17 protein-coding genes and 3 pseudogenes are annotated in these 24,660 nt (G+C 51.4%); 19 read left to right on the top strand and 1 reads right to left on the bottom strand.

The window, feature by feature from the left end:
- Positions 1-16 precede the first annotated feature (16 nt).
- From O1724_RS13445 to O1724_RS13370, 16 genes and pseudogenes are all read left to right on the top strand, one after another.
- On the top strand, positions 17-1,477 hold the full coding sequence (locus O1724_RS13445) for a serine/threonine protein kinase (protein WP_063937655.1): 1,461 nt from the start codon (positions 17-19) through the stop codon (positions 1,475-1,477).
- 25 nt (positions 1,478-1,502) lie between these two features.
- A complete protein-coding gene (locus O1724_RS13440; RefSeq protein WP_003859977.1) occupies positions 1,503-2,969 on the top strand; it encodes a Tle-like phospholipase domain-containing protein in 1,467 nt (488 codons plus the stop codon).
- 11 nt (positions 2,970-2,980) lie between these two features.
- Positions 2,981-3,727 (top strand): ankyrin repeat domain-containing protein, encoded by a 747-nt coding sequence (locus O1724_RS13435; RefSeq protein WP_176691011.1) that lies wholly within the window; start codon positions 2,981-2,983, stop codon positions 3,725-3,727.
- Between the two features lie 197 nt (positions 3,728-3,924).
- On the top strand, positions 3,925-5,883 hold the full coding sequence (locus tag O1724_RS13430; protein ID WP_061856472.1) for a type VI secretion system Vgr family protein: 1,959 nt from the start codon (positions 3,925-3,927) through the stop codon (positions 5,881-5,883).
- A gap of 22 nt (positions 5,884-5,905) precedes the next feature.
- Complete coding sequence (locus O1724_RS13425; RefSeq protein ID WP_049125430.1) at positions 5,906-6,961, top strand: PAAR domain-containing protein; 1,056 nt, start codon at positions 5,906-5,908, stop codon at positions 6,959-6,961.
- A 24-nt stretch (positions 6,962-6,985) separates the two neighbouring features.
- Positions 6,986-7,420 (top strand): hypothetical protein, encoded by a 435-nt coding sequence (locus O1724_RS13420; RefSeq protein WP_022651399.1) that lies wholly within the window; start codon positions 6,986-6,988, stop codon positions 7,418-7,420.
- A gap of 22 nt (positions 7,421-7,442) precedes the next feature.
- Positions 7,443-8,516, top strand: a complete 1,074-nt coding sequence (locus tag O1724_RS13415) for a hypothetical protein (RefSeq protein ID WP_045895848.1) — start codon at positions 7,443-7,445, stop codon at positions 8,514-8,516.
- 63 nt (positions 8,517-8,579) lie between these two features.
- Positions 8,580-8,903, top strand: a pseudogene (locus O1724_RS13410) (ADP-ribosylglycohydrolase family protein); the annotation flags it as partial.
- Positions 8,904-8,983: 80 nt separating this feature from the next.
- The gene (locus tag O1724_RS13405; protein ID WP_022651396.1) at positions 8,984-9,364 is read left to right on the top strand and encodes an immunity protein Tsi6 family protein; all 381 of its coding nucleotides are present in this window, start codon (positions 8,984-8,986) and stop codon (positions 9,362-9,364) included.
- Positions 9,365-9,402: 38 nt separating this feature from the next.
- On the top strand, positions 9,403-10,503 hold the full coding sequence (tri1, locus tag O1724_RS13400; protein WP_032634185.1) for an ADP-ribosylarginine hydrolase Tri1: 1,101 nt from the start codon (positions 9,403-9,405) through the stop codon (positions 10,501-10,503).
- 159 nt (positions 10,504-10,662) lie between these two features.
- Positions 10,663-13,245 (top strand): type VI secretion system Vgr family protein, encoded by a 2,583-nt coding sequence (locus tag O1724_RS13395; protein ID WP_214595479.1) that lies wholly within the window; start codon positions 10,663-10,665, stop codon positions 13,243-13,245.
- Between the two features lies 1 nt (position 13,246).
- Positions 13,247-13,753, top strand: a complete 507-nt coding sequence (locus O1724_RS13390; RefSeq protein WP_223831766.1) for a hypothetical protein — start codon at positions 13,247-13,249, stop codon at positions 13,751-13,753.
- Between the two features lie 208 nt (positions 13,754-13,961).
- The gene (locus O1724_RS13385) at positions 13,962-14,402 is read left to right on the top strand and encodes a DcrB-related protein (RefSeq protein WP_023314292.1); all 441 of its coding nucleotides are present in this window, start codon (positions 13,962-13,964) and stop codon (positions 14,400-14,402) included.
- Positions 14,403-14,405: 3 nt separating this feature from the next.
- Entirely contained in the window at positions 14,406-18,830 is a 4,425-nt protein-coding gene (locus O1724_RS13380) for an RHS repeat-associated core domain-containing protein (RefSeq protein ID WP_176691012.1), read from the top strand.
- Positions 18,831-18,838: 8 nt separating this feature from the next.
- Entirely contained in the window at positions 18,839-19,402 is a 564-nt protein-coding gene (locus O1724_RS13375) for a hypothetical protein (protein WP_045343234.1), read from the top strand.
- Positions 19,403-20,351: 949 nt separating this feature from the next.
- Positions 20,352-20,870: a hypothetical protein gene (locus tag O1724_RS13370; protein WP_032658889.1), complete on the top strand. Its 519-nt coding sequence runs from the start codon at positions 20,352-20,354 to the stop codon at positions 20,868-20,870.
- Positions 20,871-21,520: 650 nt separating this feature from the next.
- Here the strand turns inward: O1724_RS13370 and O1724_RS13365 are convergent.
- Positions 21,521-21,697 (bottom strand): annotated as a pseudogene (locus O1724_RS13365) (hypothetical protein); the annotation flags it as partial.
- Here O1724_RS13365 and O1724_RS13360 point away from each other — a divergent pair.
- The 3 genes and pseudogenes from O1724_RS13360 to O1724_RS13350 all read left to right on the top strand — a co-directional run.
- A pseudogene (locus tag O1724_RS13360) lies at positions 21,656-22,498 on the top strand (RHS repeat domain-containing protein); the annotation flags it as partial. The pseudogenes O1724_RS13365 and O1724_RS13360 sit on opposite strands and share 42 nt — an antisense overlap.
- A 382-nt stretch (positions 22,499-22,880) precedes the next feature.
- A complete protein-coding gene (locus O1724_RS13355) occupies positions 22,881-23,357 on the top strand; it encodes a hypothetical protein (protein ID WP_032628402.1) in 477 nt (158 codons plus the stop codon).
- An 83-nt stretch (positions 23,358-23,440) separates the two neighbouring features.
- Positions 23,441-24,603, top strand: a protein-coding gene (locus tag O1724_RS13350; protein WP_139154853.1) for an IS3 family transposase whose coding sequence is annotated in 2 segments (ribosomal slippage) — positions 23,441-23,702 and positions 23,702-24,603 — 1,164 coding nt in all. Because the reading frame shifts where the segments join, the coding sequence is not laid out codon by codon here.
- Positions 24,604-24,660: the final 57 nt, after the last annotated feature.

The raw sequence follows: 24,660 nt of genomic DNA, 5'->3' as shown, positions 1-24,660 counted from the left end.
AAGAGAACTGTAAAAGATGACGGATAATGATAACAATCGGACTGTCCCAAACGCGCTCCCGGTCGGGTACCGTTTCAATGAGTTTGAGATAAAAGAGGTGATTGGCGGCGGCGGATTCGGCATCGTCTATCGCGCCTGGGATCACCAGCTCGAACGCACTATCGCTATCAAAGAATTTATGCCTTCCTCCCTCGCCGTGCGCGGCGAGGATATGACGCTGGTGCTGCGCAGCGAGCGCTTCGGCAAAGCGTTTTCTGCCGGTCTGAACAGCTTCATCCAGGAAGCCCGCCTGCTGGCGCGCTTTAACCACCCGAACCTGCTGCACGTACTGCGTTTCTGGGTGCAAAACGACACGGCCTATATGGGGACGCTGTTTTACAGCGGTACCACGCTGTCGCGTCTGCGCGAAGAGAAACCGGAGCTGATTAACGAGGCGTGGATCCGCCGCATGCTGCCAATGCTCTTCGGCGCCATCAAAACGATCCACGACGAGGGTTATCTACACCGCGACATCTCGCTGGATAACATTCAGATTCAGGATAACGGCCTGCCGGTGCTGCTCGATTTCGGATCGGCGCGCCGCACCATCGGTAATCTCTCGGATGAGACGGAAACCATGCTGCGTCCGGGCTTCGCGCCTATCGAGCAGTATACCGACGACAATGAAAGCGAGCAGGGGCCGTGGACGGATATCTACGCGCTCGGCGCCGTATTGCGCACCCTCATCGTGGGCTCTCCGCCACCGGTCAGCGTGGTGCGCTCGATTCAGGACACCTGCAAACCGCTGGTGGAGCTGATGCCGCAGGGCTATTCCATCCCGCTGCTACAGGCCATCGACAAGGCGCTGGCGCTGCATATGGAAGACCGTCCGCAATCCATTGAGGAGTTCGCGGCGCTGATCGAGATGCCCGTCGCCGGTATCGACGAGGTGCTGACCGCGAAGAAGACCGGCACGATGCTGGTGCCGGTGGAAGAGGAGGCATCTGCTTCCGCGCTGGACTGGCGACGTTACAAGCTTCCGGGGCTGGTGGCCGCGGGCGTGCTGGTTGGGGTGGTTGCCGGTGCGATGCTGTTCGGCGGCGGCAGTCAGGAAACGCCAGAGCAGACGGCGCAAACCCCTGCCGTGAGCCCTCCGGCTGAGACCTCATCCCAATCGGAAACCAGACCGGCAACGGCAGACGTGAGCGAGCCGGTAGCGCCACCTGCTACGGCGCAGCAGAGTGCGCCACCTGCTACGGCGCAGCAGAGTGCGCCGCCTGTCGACGCCAGCCCGGTCGCGCTGGTCTACATCCGCATGCTTGATGGCGAGACGCTGAAGGTGAACGGCGAGTCTAAAGCGCTGCGTCCGGGGAATAACGGTTACGCATCGCTGAAATTGCCTGCGGGCGAGACCCGCATTGAACTGGAAGGCAATGGAAGAACGCGTACCCAGACGCTGGATATTGCGAAGCCAGGCACCTGGCTGGTGAATCCGTAAGCCTGCGGGTAACAGGACGGAGCGAATGTATAACATCAAGTTTGTCTATCTGTTCCACGAGAACGTCTCGCCAGCGCTGTTTGCGAAAATAATCCGCCCGTCCGTTGCCGGACAGTGGATTATGTCGGTTCCCGACCATTCGCTGCGCTCACTCTTCACGCGCTACGATCTGCTGCGCACGATCACCGGTGCGAATCCATATCAGTCCGGGCGCGATACCCGTACGCTGATCGCGCAGGATTTAGAGATGGGCAGAGTGGTTGCCATTGACGAAAGTTTTCGTGACTGGTCATCAGTAACGGAAATTTTTTATATCAACGCCAAAGGGCAACTCCAGGCTGCCTCGCTGGTCGGCCTGGGCTGGTATCCGGTGAGTACGATTGTTGACCGCTACGAAACCATGGTTAGAACGTACGGATCTCGCCCTGCGCCAACGGTACTGCCAAAACAGGTGGTGAAATCTAAAACGGCACAGGTGCCGGATGAACCTACTCCGGGCAAGGACGGTAAAACCTATGCCGGGCAGCTTCAGAAGATGACCAAAGCAGAACGCTGGCAGGCGCGTAAAGATCTGATCGCGAAGGGGAGCAATAGCCTTTATCCGGATGCCCAGATCGCCGCGAAACGTCTGGCGGCGAATAATATCGCGGTGGAAAAAGCGAAGCTTGCGGAAAATATTTATAAGACCGTGAACCCGCTGGAAACCACACCGGGCGTGCCGGAGGGATGGACGGATATCAGTAATGACGATGCGCTGTTAGGAAAGTTCGGGCTGAACAAATCCATGCTCTTTGACGATGATACGTCCCCCAATTTTCTGGCGCGCGTCTATCAACCGAAGCCGGAAGTGTTTGGTGCAGATATGAACCCCACGCTGGTATTCAGGGGATCGCGCGAGCCTGGCTTCGCCTCTCTGTCTGAGAATGTCTCCTCTCTACTGACCAAAGGGGAACTGGCGCCGGTGGTAAACGGGGCTGACTGGTCGAACAACTTCTCACAGGGCATGGGTATGGCTTCAGATTATTATAAAAAGGCCGTGAGTATCGGTAAGGAGCTGGCAAGGTCAGGCCAGAATATTGATATTGCCGGTCATTCCCTTGGCGGTGGTCTCGCCTCTGCAACCTCTATGGGCAGCGGGAAAGCGGGGTGGACGTTTAACGCCGCCGGCCTCAATGCCGGAACCGTAGAAAAATACGGCGGTAAGATATTAGGCAGTACGGATAATATCCAGGCGTATCGGGTTGAAGGTGAACTGCTGACGAAGATTCAGGAAGTTAACCCCTGGGAAGATCTGAAAACGATGAAAGGGCATGTCCCTTCGTGGATCCTCAAAGAGGAAATCTCTGCGCTGAGCCCTAATGCTGCCGGAATACCCCATGACCTTCCCGGTGGAACCGGAAGTGCGCTGGACCGCCACGGGATTAATCAGGCGATTGATTGCATAGAGCAACAGAAGGATGAGGATATTTCGATAATCGGGAGTCGATTGTGAAAAAAGGGTTGATGGCTTTTGTCGCGTTATGTTTTTTATTCATGATTCAGGGGTGTAAGCAGGATATGGACCTTAATCCACAGGACTACTTCAGCGGTCAGCAGCTTGAACTGGCGAAAGCGATTGAAGAAGGCGATGTCGACGCGGTGAAGACGCTTGCACCAGACAGCGATCTTAATAAACCGGGAAAGCAGGATATGACCCTGCTTTTTTGGGCCATCGGCAACGCGATTAATGATAAAAAGACATCGCCCCATTTAAAGGTGATTACGTTGCTTGTTAAGGCTGGCGCAGATCCGCTCCAGCCTCGACCGCAGGGAAAAAGCAGTCCTGCCGAATTTGCCCTAAAGGGAGACAGTGCGGACTGGATCGACGCGATGCTGGACGGTGGCCTCTTACCCAACGTGAAAGATAAGGTTTTCCACGAACCCATCATCTTCCAGTCGCTAAAAGCGAAAAATACAGAGACGCTGGAAGCCATGCTCGATCGCGGTGCTGACGTCAACTCAACCAACTCACTGGGTAAAACGCTGGTGTTTGATGCGCTGGATAACCAGGCTTACGATCATGTCTTGTTGCTGCTCGATCGTGGAGCGGATCCGTCAATTAAGGCCAAAAATGGCTGGTCGATGAGCAATGCGCTCGCGGACGCGCTTAATGGACTCGAGCGAGGCAGTGAGCAATACGAGAAATTAAACGAAATAAAAGAGAAACTTATTCAGAAAGGGGGCGTGTGGCCACCTGCGCCGGTTAAGTGATTGCTCAACTTTCATGAAAGCCAGAGATAAGGTTTTTTCCGGAGCTTCCAAAAGCCTGCACTCTTTGGATTTATAAAAACGAAAGTTCGTACCTCCAGACAAATCAACCCAGCATTGCATCAATCCAAATCCACCTCGTCGAAATTAGCTTTACGTTCATAAACGTTCCCAGCATAAACCATTACGGAATAAAGATTATGCTCAACCGAATTACCGTCCAGCTCCCGGTGGAGGGGCTGCTCTTCTGGAAACTCTCCGGCCGCGAGGCGATGTCCGAGTCGTTCGCGCTGACGCTGACCCTTCTCGGCACAGACGCGCGCATTGACCGCAGCAGGCTGCTGGGCCAGCCGGTCACGGTGACCATCCCCACGCAGAACCTGCTTACCCCCCGCTATATCAACGGCAAGGTGACGCGCGTGGCGGTGAGCGCCGTGGAGCTGACGGGCACCCGCTATGCGGTGTACCAGCTGACGGTGGAGCCGGACCTGTGGCCGATGAAGCGCGACCGTAACCTGCGTATCTTCCAGGGCCAGACGGTACCGCAGATTGTCAAAACCCTGCTGGCTGAGCATCAGGTTAACGTTGAGGATAAACTCACCGGCAGCTACCGGGTGTGGGACTACTGCGTGCAGTATCAGGAGTCGAGCCTGGACTTCATCAGCCGCCTGATGGAGCTGGAGGGGATTGCGTATCACTTCCGCCATGAGGCGGACAAGCATACCCTGGTACTGACCGACGCCGCGACGCAGCATCAGCCGTTCAGCGGCTATGAGGTCATTCCTTACCACCAGACGCTGTCCGGTGGCAGCACTGACGAAGAGGGGATTAGTCAGTGGGCACTGGAGGACAGCGTGACGCCGGGGATATACAGCCTCGACGACTATGACTTCCGCAAGCCGAACGCGTGGCTGTTCCAGGCGCAGCAGAACCCGGCGTCCCCGAAACCGGGCAGCATCGACGTGTACGACTGGCCGGGTCGCTTTGTGGAGACAGGCCATGCGGAGTTCTACGCCCGCATCCGTCAGGAGCGCTGGCAGGTTGAGCATCAGCAGATTCAGGCCACAGCCACGGCAGCGGGCATTGCGCCGGGCCACACCTTCACCCTGACCAACGCGCCGTTCTTCAGCGATAACGGCGAGTATCTGGTGACGGCGGCGGGCTATCACTTCGAGGAGAACCGCTACGCGAGCGGCGAGGGGGAAACCATTCACCGCACCGATTTCACCGTTATCCCGGCGTCAGTGTCGTACCGTCCGGCGCAGAGCACGGCGTGGCCGCGCACCTACGGCCCGCAGACGGCGAAAGTGGTCGGGCCGCAGGGCGAGAGTATCTGGACGGACAAATACGGCCGGGTGAAGGTGAAGTTCCACTGGGACCGTCTGGCGAAAGGCGATGACACCAGCTCCTGCTGGGTGCGCGTGTCGAGCGCCTGGGCGGGCCAGGGCTACGGCGGGGTGCAGATCCCGCGCGTCGGTGATGAGGTGGTGGTGGACTTTATCAACGGCGACCCGGACCGTCCGATCATTACCGGGCGCGTGTACAACGACGCGAGCATGCCGCCGTGGGCGCTGCCGGCCGCGGCGACGCAGATGGGCTTTTATAGCCGCAGCAAAGATGGCCATAAAGACAATGCCAATATTCTCCGTTTTGAAGATAAAGCCGGGCACGAGCAGATCTGGATCCATGCAGAAAAAAATATGGATACGGATATAGAAAATTCTGAAACTCATGATGTCGGTGTCGATCGTAGAAAAACCATCGGACAGGATGAGAATATAACGATTAAGCGGAACCAGAAATCAGATGTAGGTAATAATGAAACGCATAATATTGGTAACAAGCACGTTATAAACGTTGGGAAAGATCAAACCGTCTTGACCATGGATAAAGAAGGTAACGCGCTGCTGGAATCTGTGACCACGATTAAACTAAAAGTTAAAGACAACTATATTCTGATCGCCCCGGATACCATTGAGATTCACGTAGGCCAAGGCAACCTCAAAGCAGAGGCTGTGGAACAAGCCATCTTCAAAGGTGAAGAGCTTACAAAACTGGGTGATGGGATCAATACCGAGCTCAAGGCAAATGATACGGTGAGTATAACGGGAACTAACCTTACCGATATTAAGGGCGCGATTGTAAAAGTTAACAGTTAATCTGCGTACAGAGAACGCTATTATGGGAAAACCAGCCGCCAGAGCGCGCATTGATTCCAGCGCACATACTGGCCCAATTCAAAGCGGAAGTCCCAACGTAATTATTGGCGGATTTCCGGCGGCACGAAAAGGCGACCCGCTTTCATGTTCTCAACATGGTCAGGGAAGTATTCTCAGCGGTTCAACAACGGTATTTGTGAACGGTTTACCTCTCGCCAGGGAAGGCGACAAGACGGGTTGCAATACTTCAGCGACCCCTGCGGTCGCAACCACTCAACCTGCACCTCCGCAATATTGGGGAGGAACGGCGGCGAAGGGTGCGGGTAAAGATGGTGCTATACATGGTGATGTTTACGACGCCCGGGTGCTCGGCGCCTATGCAAGTCTTGAAGATAAATCCGGCTTTGGAAAACCCGATACGGCTTCAGCCGGATTCGCGCTTGCCGATATCACGGTCGGGAATACAAAAAGCCAGGATAAATATAAAGGCGAGGTTCGTACAAAAGTAGGGGTGGCGAATGCCAGCGGCACGTTAGTGACAGATAGGGCCGATTACGGGGCTATCAACCTCAATGCTAACGCTACCGCGATACAATATGGCGCCTCGGGTAGCATTGGAAAAGAAGGGGAGCAATACGGCGGGGTTGGTGGGGACGTGTATCTGGCAACCGCTGAAGCGAAGGCTGTCAGTGAAATGTACGACGGTAATAAAGGACGTTATGGTTTTAATGTGGAACTTGGCGCAGAAGCAGCGGCGGTCAAAGGAGAAGCGACGGCTAAAGCCGATTTTTATGGCGTAGTCGTTGCCGATGGCAAACTTTCAGGGAGTGCAGGGAGCGCTGGCGCTTCTGCTGGCGTGGGAACCTGGATTGATAGTACAGATTATTCGTTTAACCTCAAGGTATCAGGTGAGCTTGCAGTGGCGCTTGGTCTGGGAGGGGATGCCAGTATCAAATTGGCTCTCAAACCGATCCTTGACTGGATTTATGACGATGATGAGAGCAAGCCTTCTCCAGCGGCGGGCAGTGGCGATGGTGTGATTAAGACGGGCTGTGTTACAGTCCTGGTAGGAGATTAAAATGTGTAAATGGGGAACGTTGTAATGCATTGGTTTTTCTTTATTCTCTTTATGATTTGGACGCTAGCGCTAATCTGGAATGGAAAAGATTTATTTAACAAAAAACAATGGCTCCTGGCTGGGTTGATGTTCGTTCTGGTGCTAGTGGCTACAGTCGTCATTGGCTTTACGTTGAAATGGCTTGCTCAGTCAATGTCATTATTTTCCGTCGCAACGGCCAAACATTATTCGATCATCTTATCCATGTCTTTCCTGTGCGTCTGGGGATTAAAGGTCACAGTAGTCCTGCTGTGCACGTTATTTTCCGGGATTATGGGGGGGCACAAAAGATACAACGCAGAAAATTATGAAAAATTATCGTCTATGACACGTGCCGTGGCGCCTGGCTTACTTATCTTTGCTAAAAGCTTAATTACCCTCGGAAGCTTCCTTATGTTTTCGGGTTTATGGCTTAAGTAAGCGCGACGAGTGAGGTTGCATTATGGTTACTGAAAAAAAATATCTTTTTCCTCTCGAGATGAAGGATCAGGAAAAAGAGATTCGGGAAAAATTCTGGAAATGTCTCTATACCTCCGGAGAAAAAGAGATGTTCCATTACTGGCTACTGTTACCACAGAATGTTAAGCCAGCAGAGTTAAAACCGGTCACGTTTCAGGAGGTTGGACTGACGAATATTGGACGATACATCGCCGATGACACCGGCCCCTATATTGAAGTCTGGGCTGCGTATGAACACTGCCAGTGGGAGATGAATGCGTCAGACTGGCTTATCAATAAGCTCGACTTAATGGGCGAGAAAGTACTGAGCCAGAGGATAATTACGCATCCTTCAGGAAGTGGGAAATTTGCGGATATCCTGTCCATTAAAAAGATGCCATCGGGTGATGAGGTCGTTTCACGGTATACGGTGCAAAAGGATTATAATCCTGTAAATGGTGGAGGTAATTACTTCCTTTTGAAAACGGCTTGTGGTTCTAAGGATTACAACTCGATCGCCGATACTATTTTCCTGATTGCTATCAACTGGGATTTAATGCATCGCAGCAATATGATGCTTTCAGAACTGTTGAAAACAGTTAGCCTTAGCAACAAAAATGACAATGGATTTAAAATTCCGGATTCATGGCAGGTGAGTACACTGGATGATAATCGTCTGGTAATTGAACACACGTTAGGTAATGTCAACCATGGAGTGATTAATTTCTGTCTTTTCCGTCAGACTGATTATCCTTCTGCGCAGGCTATTTTCGAAGTAGCAACTGCGCGTTTTAACCGTCACGATAGTGCGGTCTCTCTTGCGACGTCGGACATTGCCAGCATTCCAAATGATATCAATCTCACGTTTACAGGCGATCTTTATAGCTGTACTGGAGAGGTTGTCAGCGCTGCTGAGAATATCAGGGCTTATTACGACATGCGTATCTTCAAAATTAATGATTTATGGTGTTACGTTGAGGTGGTTGGGCCCCATCGTAATCATCGGGATTATTATTACGAAACTAATAAACGATGTATGGAAATTATTCTTTCTACGTTTCGCATAGAAAAACGATGAGCTGACAAAGTTAATTCATGGCCATCTAAATAAAACCATAGAAATGTGGTTTTATTTTTGTTGCACAGAAACATGATCATAAACGCGGGTGAATATAAGCAAAAAACTCGCGATCAGATTCGTTCAAGTGGTTATGTTATCGATACGCTTGAGGCTGCGATGTGGTCCGTATGGAATACGGATAATTTCCGTGATGCCATTCTGCTGGCAGCCAACCTTGCCGATGATGCTGACAGCGTTGCGGCGACGGCGGGACAAATAGCGGGGGCGTTGTATGGTTATTCCGCTATCCCGCAGGACTGGAAAGATAAACTCGTACAACACGAACGTATTGCCACAATGGCGGGTAAACTATTCGATAGAGCACCTGAGGATAATTTTTTATAGTTAGAATTACCAAGGGTAAGCGAGGGCATATGATGACTTGCGATCAGGTATGGAATTTTTAGTTAACTGAATCTACTGCAATGAATGAAATGACAATGTTTGGTTACGTTGATAGAGCATTAACTTTAGCACAGAAAAGATATGCAGACGTCAAGAATCGTGATCCCCAATCCCCGCTTTTGCAAATGTACGACTCTATTGTACAACAATTATTATTTCTACGGGATTTAATCGAAGGCAAGGAAAAGGATAGAGCGAAATTATGGGATATGACGTTCGGTATGTATGCAGGGAAGGAGTTTGATCATTCTGATGAGTTGTTTTTTGAAAGGTTGTCAGATGCCTGGTTTATTGTGGATCAAATCCGCCGAGGGTTAAAGGTTAGGCTGCCGCATGAGGTCGATACCAACTATAATAAAAAGAAACAAAACCTCATGAAGAAATTCCCTGATGAATTTTAGTATTTCATATGAATAATATTTTTTATTATGGGTGAAAGGTGATTGACTTACATGCTGATTTAAATGCCTTGTTAAAATATGTTGATAGATATCGTAAATACTTACCCATTAGCAGACCTTCAGTCCAGCGAAGGATGCAGTATACGTATGATAATAAGCCATTAGAGTCATCCTCAAATAGTGATGTACAAAAACAATGGGATTTACCACCACCATGTAATATCTCACTAGCGCAATCACGGGATCGTGCGGTAGGTACGCTTATTGGTCTTGCTGTTGGAGATGCTGTAGGTACGACGCTCGAATTTTTGCCTCGTGACAGAGCATACGTCAAAGATATGACAGGAGGTGGGCCATTTCAACTTCGTGCAGGTGAATGGACGGATGATACATCCATGGCATTATGTCTTGCGGAAACGCTTCTTGAGAAAGGCGATGCTGATACTATATGTTTCAGGAATAAGCTTCTGGAATGGTATCAGCATGGTTATAACAGTTCAAATGGCGTCTGTTTTGATATAGGTAATACAACGCGATTTGCTTTAGAGCAATATTTAACAATTGGCCCAGGATGGAGCGGCAATACTGCTCCAGAAACTGCGGGTAATGCTTCCATTATCAGACAAGCCCCTGTCTCTATTTTTTTTAGAAAGTCATTAAGCAAAGCGTTTTATGAAGCTAAAAAACAATGTATCGCAACACACGGTGCCGCGGAAGCAATCAATAGCACGCAGTATTTAAGTTATTTGCTTGTGCATATGATTAACGGTAGCAATAAAGATTTTGTTTTTTCTCCGCACGTTATGCCGCTTCAGCCACGCGTAATGATTATCAACGCGGGTGAATATAAGCAAAAAACTCGCGATCAGATTCGTTCAAGTGGTTATGTTATCGATACGCTTGAAGCCGCGATGTGGTCCGTATGGAATACGGATAATTTCCGTGATGCCATTCTGCTGGCAGCCAACCTTGCCGATGATGCTGACAGCGTTGCGGCGACGGCGGGACAAATAGCTGGAGCATTATATGGTTATTCCGGTATTCCGCAGGAGTGGAAAAACAATCTTGTACAACATGAACGTATCGCCAAAATGGCTGGTGAATTGTTCGATAGAGCCCCCGAAGACACTTTCTTATAACTGTTTATCTCAATGAAACTACAGGAAAAGTAGTTTTATTTTGTGGCAAGCGAAGTCAATCTTACAGCTACTCATTATCACATCAACGGCGTTTCCGCTTTGCATACTGAGATGAGTTAACTTCTGGCACTGAGATTCGTCCATAGTGGAATAAAGATTATGCTCAACCGAATTACCGTCCAGCTCCCGGTTGAGGGGCTGCTCTTCTGGAAACTCTCCGGCCGCGAGGCGATGTCCGAGTCGTTCGCGCTGACGCTGACCGTGCTCGGCACAGACGCGCGCATCGACCGCAGCAGGCTGCTCGGCCAGCCGGTCACGGTGACCATCCCGACGCAGAATCTACTGACCTCCCGCTATGTTAACGGCAAGATTACCCGCGTGGCGGTGAGCGCCGTGGAGCTGACGGGCACCCGCTATGCGGTGTACCAGCTGACGGTGGAGCCGGACCTGTGGCCAATGAAGCGCGACCGTAACCTGCGTATCTTCCAGGGCCAGACGGTACCGCAGATTGTCAAAACCCTGCTGGGTGAGCATCAGGTTAACCTCGAAGACAAACTCACCGGCAGCTACCGGGTGTGGGACTACTGCGTGCAGTATCAGGAGTCGAGCCTGGACTTCATCAGCCGCCTGATGGAGCTGGAGGGGATTGCGTATCACTTCCGCCATGAGGCGGACAAGCACACCCTGGTGCTGACCGACGCCGCGACGCAGCATCAGCCGTTCAGCGGCTATGAGGTCATTCCTTACCATCAGACGCCGTCCGGCGGCAGTACGGATGAAGAGGGCATCAGCCAGTGGGCGCTGGAGGACAGCGTCACGCCGGGGATTTACAGCCTCGACGACTACGACTTCCGCAAGCCGAATGCGTGGCTGTTCCAGGCGCAGCAGAACCCGGCGTCACCGAAACCGGGCAGCATCGACGTGTACGACTGGCCGGGTCGCTTTGTGGAGACAGGCCATGCGGAGTTCTACGCCCGCATCCGTCAGGAGCGCTGGCAGGTTGAGCATCAGCAGATTCAGGCCACCGCCACGGCGGCGGGCATTGCGCCGGGCCACATCTTCACCCTGACCAACGCGCCGTTCTTCAGCGACAACGGCGAGTATCTGGTGACGGCGGCGGGCTACCATTTCGAGGAGAACCGCTACGCGAGCGGTGAGGGGGAAACCATTCACCGCACCGATTTCACGGTCATTCCGGCGTCGGTGTCCTACCGTCCGGCACAGTCCACGGCGTGGCCGCGCACCTACGGCCCGCAGACGGCGAAAGTGGTGGGGCCGCAGGGGGAGAGTATCTGGACGGACAAATACGGTCGCGTGAAGGTGAAGTTCCACTGGGACCGTCTGGCGAAGGGCGATGACACCAGCTCCTGCTGGGTGCGTGTGTCGAGCGCGTGGGCGGGCCAGGGCTACGGCGGGGTGCAAATCCCGCGCGTCGGCGATGAGGTGGTGGTGGACTTTATCAACGGCGACCCGGACCGTCCGATCATTACTGGTCGCGTGTACAACGACGCGAGCATGCCGCCCTGGGCGCTGCCGGCTGCGGCGACGCAGATGGGCTTTATGAGCCGGACAAAAGACGGTTCCGTGGACAACGCCAACGCCCTGCGCTTTGAGGACAAGGCGGGCGCAGAGCAGGTGTGGATCCAGGCCGAGCGCAACATGGACACCAGCGTTAAAAATGATGAAACGCACACCGTTGGCGGCGCGCGCAGCCATTACGTGAAGAAAAATGAGCTGCATCGCGTGGAGGCTAATCAGATCCAGGCCGTGAAAGGCGGAACCGAGATCCTGACGGGTAAAGGCAAGCTGGATGCAGCGGTGGAGCAGTACGTCATTGCTTCCGGGACGAAGCTGCGGCTGGTCTCGGGCGAGAGTGCTATTGAGCTTAACGCTAACGGCAAAATTAACCTGATCGGCAAAGAGTTTAACTTCTTTGTGGAAGGGGATGGGTATATCACCACAGGCGGTAAGCTGCATCTGAATACGTCGGGCACCAAGCCGGGCACAACGGCGCCGGGATCGGGGCATAAAGGGGATATTGATGCGGCGGTGCAGGAGAAGTTTTCTCCGAATAAAAGTGCTAAGAATCCGGCTCCCGCAGCTTCAGCGCCAGCAGCAACCAGACCAAAACCAACAACAAAATTTGCATCAGCGCCACCATTAAAAGGGAGTTACGTCTATCAAAATAATTCCTACAACTCTGATGTGATGCCCTTCAGTGAAGATGTAGTTAAGGAAATCAATAAGTCACCAACGCTTCAGACACAATTAAAAGATCTAAAAGATAAAGGGTGGGCTATTCAGCCGGGAGCAGCAGGAGGGGGGAGTTACGCTGATACGAATAACAAATTGATTGTCATGGACCCTGAACACATGGAAGATACAGCCACAACGGTGCAAACTCTGGCACATGAGGCAGGGCATGCAACTTATCCTGTTGCGGTAGATTCTTCGAGTAAGGAAAGCTTCATCAACAGCCAGCTTATGGATGAAGGTGGAGCAACGCTGAATAACATTAAAATACAACGCGAGATCCTTGCAAACGGCGGTATTGATATTGATATAGCGGGAAGTGCCGAAAACCTAAAAGCATATAATTCTGCCTATGATAAAATGGTAAGTGGTGAGTTATCTCGCATTGATGCAGCCAAAGCAATAGGAAAAGTGTATGGTAAAGGCGAAATAGCCTCAGGGACTAATCTAAATTATAATGATTACTATGGAGGATTCTATGGAAAGTAGGATGATTAAAGCTACATTCCTCATTGTTCTTCCACTATTTTCAATATTTACCTATGCAGGGCATAATAAAATGAATCAAGATTCGTTGTGGCAAATGATTAAAGAAATGAAATCAGTGTGGGGTAAACAAGTTGAGGATGTCAGTAAACTGTTTAACCAACCGCTGATTAATAATACACAGGAGAAAGAAGACCGTTATACTTCAGCTCCCTTTACGTTAACTGATGGCACACGGATCAGTAATGTGGATGTTCGTTTATGGGGAAATGGTGATAACAGCGTATCTTTGGTTTCTTTCGTAGTTAATCAACCATGTATTACTCTTGATCAAGTCAAATCTCATTTTCCGGATCTGAAATTGTCTAATATCCCTCGCGGAAACACGCCGGGACAATCAGTTGGATATCGCACCCCTACCGATGAACGCGGGCTGGCATGGGCATTTAGCTTTCCAGTTCTGAATCAGGAATGCCTGGGCAGGGTAGTTATGTCACGCTACGAACAATAAGTTGCGAGGCAATTTTACGGGCTGTGAAAGAAGATAATTATCAAACGGCTAATAATATCGCTGCCCCTAAAGTTTTTGCGGAAAAAAAGAAAGTGCTAACGTTCTAATGATCATATTTCTCTGAGTCGCTAAGCAGTAATTAATATTGGCGGTAAAAATTTTAGCGCTTTTAATTTTATTTTTCTAATAAATCATCCCGAGTTCACTTATGAAATACACCCTCCAGGAAGGTTCCTTTACCCTTTTTCCTGCCGCCTGGCAGGACAACAGCATGAACATCATTCGCGATGACGAAAGCGGGCTGTCCGTGGTAGTCAGCCGCGGCGTCATCCCGGATGGTAGCGATTACGAACAAGAGTTCCACCGTCAGTGGGAAGTCCTGCGCCCTCAGATGGGGGAGATCGCCCAGAGCGAATTTCAGCACGTAAAAGCCGGGCCAGACGGAAACATTAGCGGACTGGAAGTTGAGACCACCTTTGACCGTAACGGCCAGCGCCTGTGGCAAAAACAGCTGGCCGTGCAGACGCCGGGCAAACCGGTACTGATGATTTTTACCCTCTCGGCCTTAAAAGCCTTTACGGAAGAGGACGAGGCGCGCTGGAGCGCACTGAAGCAGAGTCTGACGCTAAACGACAACCGGAATGTGTAAGGCATGAGCGATAACAACGCGGCCCGTAAGGGCGACGAGATTATTCACTCCAGCATTTTTGCTGATATTACCAGCATTGTGGCGGAAGGCGCTGCCTATGCGGTGATTGGCGCGGCGGTGGGCGCGGCAGCGACCGTCGCGGCCCCACTGCTGGGAGCCGGGGCCGCAGCGGCAGGCGTGGCGGCAATTGGATCCAGCTGTCTGTTGAGCGGCATTATTGGTGGGGTTCTGGCGAACGTCGCGGGGATCACCGACGATATCAGCAATGCTGCTGAAGGGCTGGGCAACGCGCTTTTTCCGCCGTCGCCTGCGGGTAAGATCACCACCGGTTCGAGCAATGTTCTGACAAATAAACTTCCCGCTGCACGCGCAGCCGGGACGTTAACGCCTGCCGATACCCCGTCTCCTGAGCCGCAGTCGCCGGGCAGCTTTGCCGACTACGCGGGTATGCTGCTCTCCGCTGCCGGACAGTTCGGCAGCGAGATGTGGCAGCCGAGCGTCGCCTCTGCTGCCGCGGGAACCTCGCCGCTGGAAGAAGACAAGGTGGCTTGCGAAAAGCACTCCGGGCCGCAGTATCTGGCGGAAGGCTCTAAAAGCGTCTTTATCAACGGACAACCCGCGGTACGCGCGAAAGATCGCACCACCTGCGAAGGCACCGTTTCCGACGACGTCTCCCCGAACGTGATCATCGGCGGCGACACCCTCACGGTCCGCGATATCAAAAGCGGTAAAACGCCGGGTCTGGCGTTGGGGATGATTGCGCTCTCCCTGCTGCGCGGGCGTCCGGGCAAGATCCTGAAAAACATGCCCTGCGCGCTGGCTGCTGCCGGTGGCGGGATGCTGGCTGATATGGCCGTCAACGCCGTGTTCGGCTCCTCGCACCCGGTTCACGCTGCTACCGGCGTGAAGGTGCTGAATGACGACGATGAACTCGATTTCTCGCTGCCGGGGCGCTTTCCGCTGCGCTGGCAGCGCAGCTACAACAGCCTGACCATCCGCGAAGGGCTGTTTGGTCTGGGCTGGGCTACCACCTTTGACAGCTATCTGACGCTGGAAGAAAACAATGCCACCTGGTTCGATGAAACCGGGCGCGAGCTGAGCTTTGAACTGCCGCCGGTCGACCGCGCGTTTTACAGCATCAGCGAAGGCATTATCATCCGCCGCAATGATAGCGGCGACGTGGCGATTGCCGACGATGACGGCGCGGTGTGGCGTCTGTATAAACCGACCCGCGCTAACCCAGCCATCATGCGCCTGGCCTCCCTCAGCGACGAGTACGGCAACGCGTTGCTGACGGAATGGGACGAGCACGGCAGGCTGGTTGGTATCCATGATGAGCCGCGGGCCATCGACGTCACCCTGCGCTATGACGATGAACGTTTCCCGCAGCGTGTTACCGCAGCCAGCCATCTCGACGGCAACAAAACCTGGCCGCTGATGCAGTGGGGGTACGATGCGCGCGGCCAGCTGGCGAGCGCGACGGATGCCTCCGGCGTGGTGACGCGTGAATACCGTTACAACGACCACGGCCTGATGGCCTGGCACCGCTTGCCGGGGGGGCTGGAGAGCGAATACCGCTGGCAAAAATTCGACCACTGGCGCGTGGTGGAAAACCGCACCAGCACCGGCGACGGCTGTCGCTTTACCTATGATCTAGCCGCCGGGCTGACGACCGTCGAACACTACGACGGTCAGACGCGAAAGCATTACTGGAACGCGCAAAACCTCATTGTTCGCTACGTTGACGAGAGCGGTGAGAACTGGCGCTACGAGTGGGATGACAACGAACTCCTAACGCGTCGCATCGATCCGCTGGGTAATGCCGTTACCTTCGTCTATGACGACATGGGCAACCGGGTGCAGGAGATCGACGCCGACGGCAACACCCGCACCACCACCTGGCTGGAGCACCGCGCGCTTCCCGCGGCCATTATCGAAGCTGACGGCAGCGCCACCCGGTTCTGGTACGACGAACATCACGGGCTGAAGCGCGTGGTGGACCCGATGGGGCAGACCACGCTGCTGCGTCGGGACGAGTTTGGTCAGGTTGTGGAAGAAGTCGATGCCGCCGGGAACAGCCGCTACCAGGAGTACAACGAGGCCGGGCAGATGGTGCGTGCGACGGACTGTTCGGGCCGTGTGACACAATACCGTTATCATCCGCTGGGCTGGCTGGTGGCTGAGACAGCCGCCGACGGTGAAGAGACTCGCTACCGCTACGACGCCGCAGGGCGTCCGGTGCAACTCGATCGCCCGGAAGGCTGGACGGAATCGCTCAAATGGAACGAACGTGGCCTGCCGGTGAAGCATGCGGGCGCCGACGGGAAAGAGAGCGAGTTCAGATACGACGAAGCGGGGCGCTTAACCGCCACCCGAAATACGCAGGGTGAAGAGGTGCGCCGCCGCTGGGACAGCCGCGGGCGTCTGATTGCCCTGGAAAACGAGAACGGCGAAGCGTATCAGTTCCGCTGGGGGCCAGACTCGCTGCTGCTGGAAGAGGTGGGGCTTGATGGCGTGGCCTCGCAGTATCGCTATGACGCCTGCGGGCGCACGATTGCGCGCACCTTTGCCGCCGGTCATCCGGAGGCCATCACCCATGCCTTTGCCTGGAGCGCGAGCGGCCAGCTGGTCGCCCGCACCACGCCGGAAGGGCAGACCCGCTACCATTACACGCCGTCCGGCCTTCTGAGCCGGATTGGGCTTCATCCTGCGCTTTCAGCCGACGTGTGGACCACCGAGGCAGAGCAGGAGCTTGTGTTTGAGTATGACGCGCTCGGGCGCGTCACGCGCGAAGCGGGCGAGCATGGTGAGCTGGCGTGGGGATATGATGCGCTGGGCAACCGCACCTCCGTCACGCTGCCCGATGGCCGCGAGCTGAAACAGTTCTACTACGGCAGCGGGCATCTGCTCAGCATTGCCCTCGATAAGCTGTCGGTCTCCGACTTTACCCGCGACGAGCTTCACCGCGAGACCAGCCGCACGCAGGGGCTGCTGACCACCCGCAGCGAATACGACCGCCTCGGCCGACTGAACCGCCGGGACGTTTTTACCGGCAATGCCCAGCGCCCGTCGCCGCGCCGCTGGTCCCGCCGCTGGGATTACGACTACCGTCATAACCTGGTGCGCGAAGAGCGGGACGATAACCCGTTCAGCTGGTACCGCTGGCAGTACGACAGCGCAGGCCGGCTGCTGGTTCAGGACGGCACGCTGCCCGGCCAGGAGCAGTGGCGCTGGGATGCAGCCGGTAACCCGCTCGAAGGATCTGCTGAGAAGGTCACGCACAACCGCCTGACGCAGCTGAACGGCATTCGCTGGCGCTATGACATCCACGGCCGTACCGTGGAGAAGGATAACGGCCAGACCCGCTGGCACTACCGCTATGACGGCGAGCATCGCCTGACAGAGGTCATCAGCCAGCCAAGGGACCGCAACAGGCCGCAGACGCTGGTCAGCTTCCGCTACGATCCGCTCGGGCGACGCATCAGCAAAACGCGCCGCCAGATGCTGGGCGGCCAGCCAACCGGTAAGCCAGTCACCACGCGGTTTGTCTGGGAAGGGTTCCGGCTGTTGCAGGAAGTGCACGGGGATGTGCCGCTGACCTACGTCTACAGCGATCAGAACAGCTACGACCCGCTGGCGCGCATTGACGGCGTTGATGCTCCGGAGATTTTCTGGTTCCACTGCCAGCCGAACGGCACGCCGGAACGGATGACGGATAGCGAAGGACAGGTGCGCTGGGAAGGGGTGAACAGCGCCTGGGGCAAGCTGCTGCGGGAAAGCGAGACGCAGGTATCAGGATATTCTCAGAACCTGCGCATGCAGGGGCAATACCTGGATCGTGAGACAGGGCTGCACTACAATCTGTTCCGGTATTATGACCCGGACTGCGGACGATTTACGCAGCAGGACCCGATAGGGCTGGCGGGGGGGATAAACCTTTACCAGTATGCGCCGAATGCGCTGGGGTGGGCAGATCCGTGGGGGTTGACTCCTGACGATCTCATTCGTTACCGGCCACATGATTCTCTTTCTGCTCAAGGTGGAGCTAGAAGCTCTGCTATTTCTAGGGCATGGGTGCAAGAAAAAGCCTTATTGCAGGATGGTGGGGCTGGCACAAGAAATTGGACAGCGCAAGAGAGGGATTTAATTTTGAAGACTCCCAACAAGAGCCTAACCTCTGTGATGTCCCGGGCAGGTTATACGGGGCATCATATCAATTCGGTAGAAGGCAATGGTACACTTGGTTCCAAATGGCAAGGTGATCCGAGGAACATTGTATTCTTGAAAAATCATAACCATCCCGACAAGTTCAATGAGCATGTCCATGGTGATCAAGGACATAGAGGGAATACTAAGAACTCGACGCGTGGGCGCTTAATCGATAGAGAAAGAACACTAAAATCTAGACAACGATGTAAGCAATTATAGGTGGAAAGATGAACATAAAAAATGCAGTCCAAGATCTTGTGAACAAATTTAAAATGAATGAATTGAATATGGGAGAGATAGAATATACAGACGATGAAAATGAGACTTCTTTTCCCGTGAATTTAAATGGGGAGGTTGATTTTTTTTATCGTCATTTGATTTTAAATGACAGTCCAACATTTGATGGTACTTTTTATTTACAGATTATTGAACCTCAAGATCTCAACGAAATATTATCCGGTTGGCGAGTTCAAAATGATACGGCTTGGCGCGATGAATATATAATCTTTGCTGAAAGAAATGGTGACGTTCTTTTTTGTGACACCCAAAATCTAACATCTCCTGTTTATGGTAGCATTCAAAAACGAAACTTTATAATTTCTGGTTCCTTAGCTGACTTTTTGAATGCTTTTTGTTCTGCTATTGAGATGGAACAAAATAATTATGATGGTGATGCTACAGATGATGAATTTAATTTAAGAGAAGATTTTCTGGAAGATATCGATGTGATGCTTAAAACTAAACTAAAAGATGTTGAGGTTGAAGGGTTTAAGAAATTCTTTTTTGGTTAGTTTTTAAGTTTTTTAATAATAAAGATTTACTGTCTTAGATACCTCCTTGCTTCTAAAAGCATTTATTTCTTATTCCCCTTTTTATAGGTGAGGAGGTTTATTTGCTATTGCTAATGAATAAACACGTGAATAATATTTACATCTCTTGTAGAAAAAGGAAACGAATTTCATGATAAAAAAATAAGCCGAGGCTATAGAGCAATAACAAAATGTCCGGCAGGCTCTTCCTGAGCCGCAGATCGAATGGAAAATTGCCAACTGCAACTCTGCGTACATGTACAGTGCTTGCTTTGCTCTCAAGGAGAACGATGAGGCGAAAAAATGGGGGGAGAGGATACTTAGTACACGTGGATCGGATATAGAGACAGCGCCGTTAATCGACCTCGGCATGGTTTTTTATGAGTTGAATCAATTTGATGAAGCGTACAAATATTTTAATGATTCTTATAACTACGTCAAAGAACGAACGTTTCAAGACAGAGCTGAAAAATACCTTGAGTTCTATTTTCCTAAGGGTGCGCAAGTTCGTTTTTTTCATAAAAAACAAATCAAACTTTAAACAAGAAGTTCATCCCATCGCCATTTTTAACGATTTGATTTTATGCTTTCTGCACGCAACTTACCTTTTTCTTTACGTCATGCTCATTCTTTTAAGTGTAAAGTCTTTAGATATTAGACTCTGAGCATTTAAAAGTCTTTTACCAGCTGTACGCAATAATGAAATTATGACAACTGCGATCGTCTGCTGGTAATCCACCTCGAACGACTTGCTGGAAAGGACACGCACAACCCCCTGACGCATGCTTAATCCGTTAAATCAAGGGGGATTGGCTCCTAAGCACGTTGATCCAACAACGCCAGGTAGATCGTATGTATTACCATCAGTATGGGCAGAATGGCTTGAAGAAGTAGCGATTCCAGGCTCCGGTAATGTAAAATAGGTTACTATATGAATATTAATAAAGATGATGATCTCCTTGTGATAGTAAAGAAAGAAGGAATATATTATTGGTTCGTGGCGTTCAAAGAAATGTGGGTTTTAGATAGAATTAAATGGATAGAGGATTTTGTGAAAAGTGGGGTGGAAATAAATCTACAGGATGTCCATAAGGAAAGATATAACATACCCGTAGTAAATGAAGAAAACGCGCAGATTTTTATTGATGGGTTAATTAAAGATGGCTATTCATTCGATAAGGATGACATAGCTGATGAGTTTTTTAGTAGGCTTTCGCAAAAAACAACTTGGTGGGATATATATGATCTTATGCCGGATTTGCTTATAGATTTTGATAATAAAAGACTATATTCGGAGTATGTTGAAAGTATGCATTATCAAAAATATGTTCCTGATGGTTGGCAAGGTGAGCTTGTTGATTTCTGCGGTAATGGAACGTTACCTCAAGATGAAATGTTCTGGATAAAGAATGGAACAAATCATAGAAACGTTATCATTGCTAAAGGGTAAAAAAAATTTTCAGCATACCATTTTAGATTATGCAATGGTCTTACAACACGCGAGTTAATTTTTGTGTTAACCGATAAAAAGCCATTATTAACCGTTGTAACCCTATTTGATGCTTAGGGCAAAAGCTTCTTTGCCTGCACTGCCACGAGGCACATTTTTTTATTACTTAAAAATCATCTGAACGAAGAAGGGGTTGTTGTCTTTAGCTATGTGGAAAACCAAAATGGCTGGCATGATTGGTTTTATTTAAATGGCATGAAGCGTAACGCGTTGTCTCGATCAGGCCCTGCTTATTATGATAAAATGCGATTCAAAACTTTTAACGATTCCCGCTCGCAAAAAAAAGGATTTAGAAGATATATTATTGTCGACCGGCAGACCTCTCCTAAGAAACGGTGGTGTCAGCCTCGCTAAGTATTAGAGTCTGGCCTTACTTGTTGAGTGATTAATCGAGTTGCCTTTTCAGACGTTAAAGCTTGCGACTACACAAATCATTTCTTTGGAGGTGAGCAAGAAGTCAGATCTCTAAGATATTTTTTTGACTCCCTAATAAAAAATGTACGTGAAAGCGTGGATTTTTCCCGTTCATAAAAATTAAACGTAAACAAGAAGTTCATCACATCGCCATCTTCAACAATGTAGTCTTTTCCTTATGCACGCATCTTGCCTCCTTCTTTCGCGCCTGGCCCTTCCTGACCCAGCTCTTCCATAAACTCTTCACGGTCGGCATCGTCCAGTTCAGTATTATCGGATTCAACCGTGGCGCAAACTACTAACACTAACGAACCCGCAGCGAATATGACCGTCTTGGCCGCCTGCATCGCCGGGATATAGTTACCGGTAATTTTCAGTGCTCTTGGTTGTACCGCTGGGATACTACCGGTAACCCGCTCGAAGGATCTGCTGAGAAGGTTACGCACAACCGTCTGACGCACCTCAACGGCATTCGCTGGCGCTATGACATCCACGGCCGCACCGTGGAGAAGGATAACGGCCAGACCCGCTGGCACTACCGCTACGACGGCGAGCACCGCCTGACGGAGGTCATCAGCCAGCCGCGGGACCGCAACAGGCCGCAGACGCAGGTCAGCTTCCGCTATGACCCGCTCGGGCGACGCATCAGCAAAACGCGCCGCCAGATGCTGGGCGGCCAGCCAACCGGCAAGCCGGTCACCACCCGGTTTGTCTGGGAAGGGTTCCGGCTGTTGCAGGAGGTGCACGGGGATGTGCCGCTGACCTACGTCTACAGCGATCAGGACAGCTACGATCCGCTGGCACGTATTGACGGCGTTGATGCCCCGGAGATCTTCTGGTTCCACTGCCAGCCCAACGGCACGCCGGAGCGGATGACGGATAGCGAAGGACAGGTGCGCTGGGAAGGCGTGAACAGCGCCTGGGGCAAGCTGCTACGGGAAAGCGAGACGCAGATATCAGGATATCCCCAGAACCTGCGCATGCAGGGGCAATACCTGGATCGTGAGACAGGGCTGCACTACAATCTGTTCCGGTATTACGACCCGGACTGCGGGCAGTTTACGCAGCAGGACCCGATAGGCCTGGCGGGGGGGATAAACCTTTACCAGTATGCGCCGAACGCGCTGGGGTGGGTGGATCCGTGGGGGTTAAAATGTGGTTTTTCTCAAAAAGATCGTATAACACAAAGATGGGTGGATAGATTAACAGGGAAAAAACCCGCTGATGTTCATAATATTTTGACATCCAAAGGTTAGACGAGAACATATCCACAAGCCAATAAACCAGGAGCTATCCAACATATTCAATATGTCAAAACAACAAAATCAGGTACTACGTACAAATTAGATTATCATCCCGGAGGGACTCCAACTCAACCTAATATTCATGGTAATGATTACTGGAAAGTTTATCGCGAAGTTGATGGTGCTGATGTAGTATATGGGAGAATTGGTCATGGAGAGTTTAAAAATTATGATTTAATAACCGATTCACCTGTTTATGTTGACGGAGTTTTACTTAATGGGGGGGTATAATATGATTGATTTTAATGCTGATATTTTATCAGGAAGAGCACTAGGTAACGTTTTTTTGGGGGATAATATCAGTAAGTACATAAGCGAGTTATATGCTGGCTATAAGGTAACTTACTTTGATTATTTCTTGCCTGATGATAAGAAAAGGCTTGCATATATTGTAGATGACACAATGACAATCGCTACCCTTGAAGATGGAACGATCATTTCTATTGGTTGTAACGTAAACTATAAGGGGAGGTATAATAAAATATTACAAACAGGCCAAACGATGGGGGAAATAATAGGGTTGACTTACAAACAGCGTATATTTAATGGCTGTATTATTATAAATGACGACTTTGGTTTTTCATTCGAGTTGCCAGCGCCATATGATGAAATTGCAGATAGCATTGCACATGTTCCACTAGATCTTGTTCTTAATGAAATCCGTGTTGCTGATTACTCTGATTGGAACCCACAAAAAATAAAACGCTGAAGTGTGGGTTAGGGTTGATGATCTTACCCAGCAATAGTGGACACGCGACTAAGTGAGTAAACTCTCAACCAGAGGTGACTCACATGACAAAACCAGCATCAACCACCAAAAAGCCACGCAAGCAGCACACGCCTGAATTTCGTCACGAAGCCCTGAAACTGGCTGAACGCATTGGGGTGGCCGCAGCCGCCCGCGAACTTAACCTGTATGAATCACAGCTCTACAACTGGCGAAGCAAACAGCAAAATCAGCTCTCTTCTTCTGAACGCGAACAGGAGATGTCCGCAGAGATCGCCCGTCTGAAGCGTCAACTGGCAGAACGGGATGAGGAACTGGCCATTCTCCAAAAGGCCGCGACATACTTCGCGAAGCGCCTGAAATGAAGTATGTCTTCATCGAAAAACATCAGGCTGAGTTCAGTATCAAAGCCATGTGCCGTGTACTTCAGGTTGCCCGTAGCGGCTGGTACATCTGGTATCAGCGTCGTTATCAGATAAACCGGCGTCAGCAGTTCCGCCTTGTCTGTGATAACGTCGTCCGGGAAGCATTCAGTGACGCAAAACAACGCTATGGTGCGCCACGCCTGACGGATGAGCTTCGTGCTCAGGGTTACCGGTTCAACGTGAAAACCGTGGCAGCCAGCCTGCGTCGTCAGGGGCTGCGGGCGAAAGCTTCACGAAAGTTCAGTCCGGTCAGTTACCGCGAACATGGTCTGCCAGTCTCAGAGAATCTGCTGAAGCAGGACTTTTACGCCAGCGGCCCGAATCAGAAGTGGGTGGGTGACATCACGTATCTTCGCACCGGTGAAGGCTGGCTTTATCTGGCCGTGGTTATCGACCTGTGGTCGCGGTCAGTCATTGGCTGGTCGATGTCCTCGCGGATGACGACACAGCTAGCCTGCGATGCGTTACAGATGGCGTTGTGGCGGCGTAAACGTCCGGAAAATGTCATCGTGCATACAGACAGAGGCGGTCAGTACTGTTCAACGGATTATCAGAGCTTACTGAAACGCCATAATCTGCAGGGCAGTATGAGCGCCAGAGGCTGTTGTTATGACAATGCCTGTGCAGAAAGCTTCTTCCACACGCTGAAGGTGGAATGTATCCACGGAGAGGACTTTGCCAGCCGGGAAATCATGCGAACAGCAGTGTTTAATTATATTGAGTGCGATTACAATCGGTGGCGTCGTCACAGTGCCTGTGGCGGTCTCAGTCCGGAACAATTTGAAAACCAGAACCTCGCTTAGGGTTGTGTCCATATTACGCGGGTAGGATCATGATCCCTCGGATTATTTACTTTACAT

The sequence above is a fragment of the Enterobacter cloacae complex sp. HYC074_NIDB genome, from assembly GCF_056673345.1.
Note: the sequence above shows the minus strand (reverse complement) of the source record. Positions and strands in the feature narration are given on the sequence as shown.

Coding starts and splice junctions, on each gene's coding strand:
- O1724_RS13430 (WP_061856472.1), top strand. CDS start 3,925: ATGCTCAACCGAATTACCGTCCAGCTCCCGGTGGAGGGGCTGCTCTTC.
- O1724_RS13370 (WP_032658889.1), top strand. CDS start 20,352: ATGAATATTAATAAAGATGATGATCTCCTTGTGATAGTAAAGAAAGAA.
- O1724_RS13435 (WP_176691011.1), top strand. CDS start 2,981: ATGGCTTTTGTCGCGTTATGTTTTTTATTCATGATTCAGGGGTGTAAG.
- O1724_RS13425 (WP_049125430.1), top strand. CDS start 5,906: ATGGGAAAACCAGCCGCCAGAGCGCGCATTGATTCCAGCGCACATACT.
- O1724_RS13395 (WP_214595479.1), top strand. CDS start 10,663: ATGCTCAACCGAATTACCGTCCAGCTCCCGGTTGAGGGGCTGCTCTTC.
- O1724_RS13405 (WP_022651396.1), top strand. CDS start 8,984: ATGAATGAAATGACAATGTTTGGTTACGTTGATAGAGCATTAACTTTA.
- O1724_RS13415 (WP_045895848.1), top strand. CDS start 7,443: ATGGTTACTGAAAAAAAATATCTTTTTCCTCTCGAGATGAAGGATCAG.
- O1724_RS13385 (WP_023314292.1), top strand. CDS start 13,962: ATGAAATACACCCTCCAGGAAGGTTCCTTTACCCTTTTTCCTGCCGCC.
- O1724_RS13380 (WP_176691012.1), top strand. CDS start 14,406: ATGAGCGATAACAACGCGGCCCGTAAGGGCGACGAGATTATTCACTCC.
- O1724_RS13440 (WP_003859977.1), top strand. CDS start 1,503: ATGTATAACATCAAGTTTGTCTATCTGTTCCACGAGAACGTCTCGCCA.
- O1724_RS13390 (WP_223831766.1), top strand. CDS start 13,247: ATGATTAAAGCTACATTCCTCATTGTTCTTCCACTATTTTCAATATTT.
- O1724_RS13375 (WP_045343234.1), top strand. CDS start 18,839: ATGAACATAAAAAATGCAGTCCAAGATCTTGTGAACAAATTTAAAATG.
- O1724_RS13420 (WP_022651399.1), top strand. CDS start 6,986: ATGCATTGGTTTTTCTTTATTCTCTTTATGATTTGGACGCTAGCGCTA.
- O1724_RS13445 (WP_063937655.1), top strand. CDS start 17: ATGACGGATAATGATAACAATCGGACTGTCCCAAACGCGCTCCCGGTC.
- O1724_RS13355 (WP_032628402.1), top strand. CDS start 22,881: ATGATTGATTTTAATGCTGATATTTTATCAGGAAGAGCACTAGGTAAC.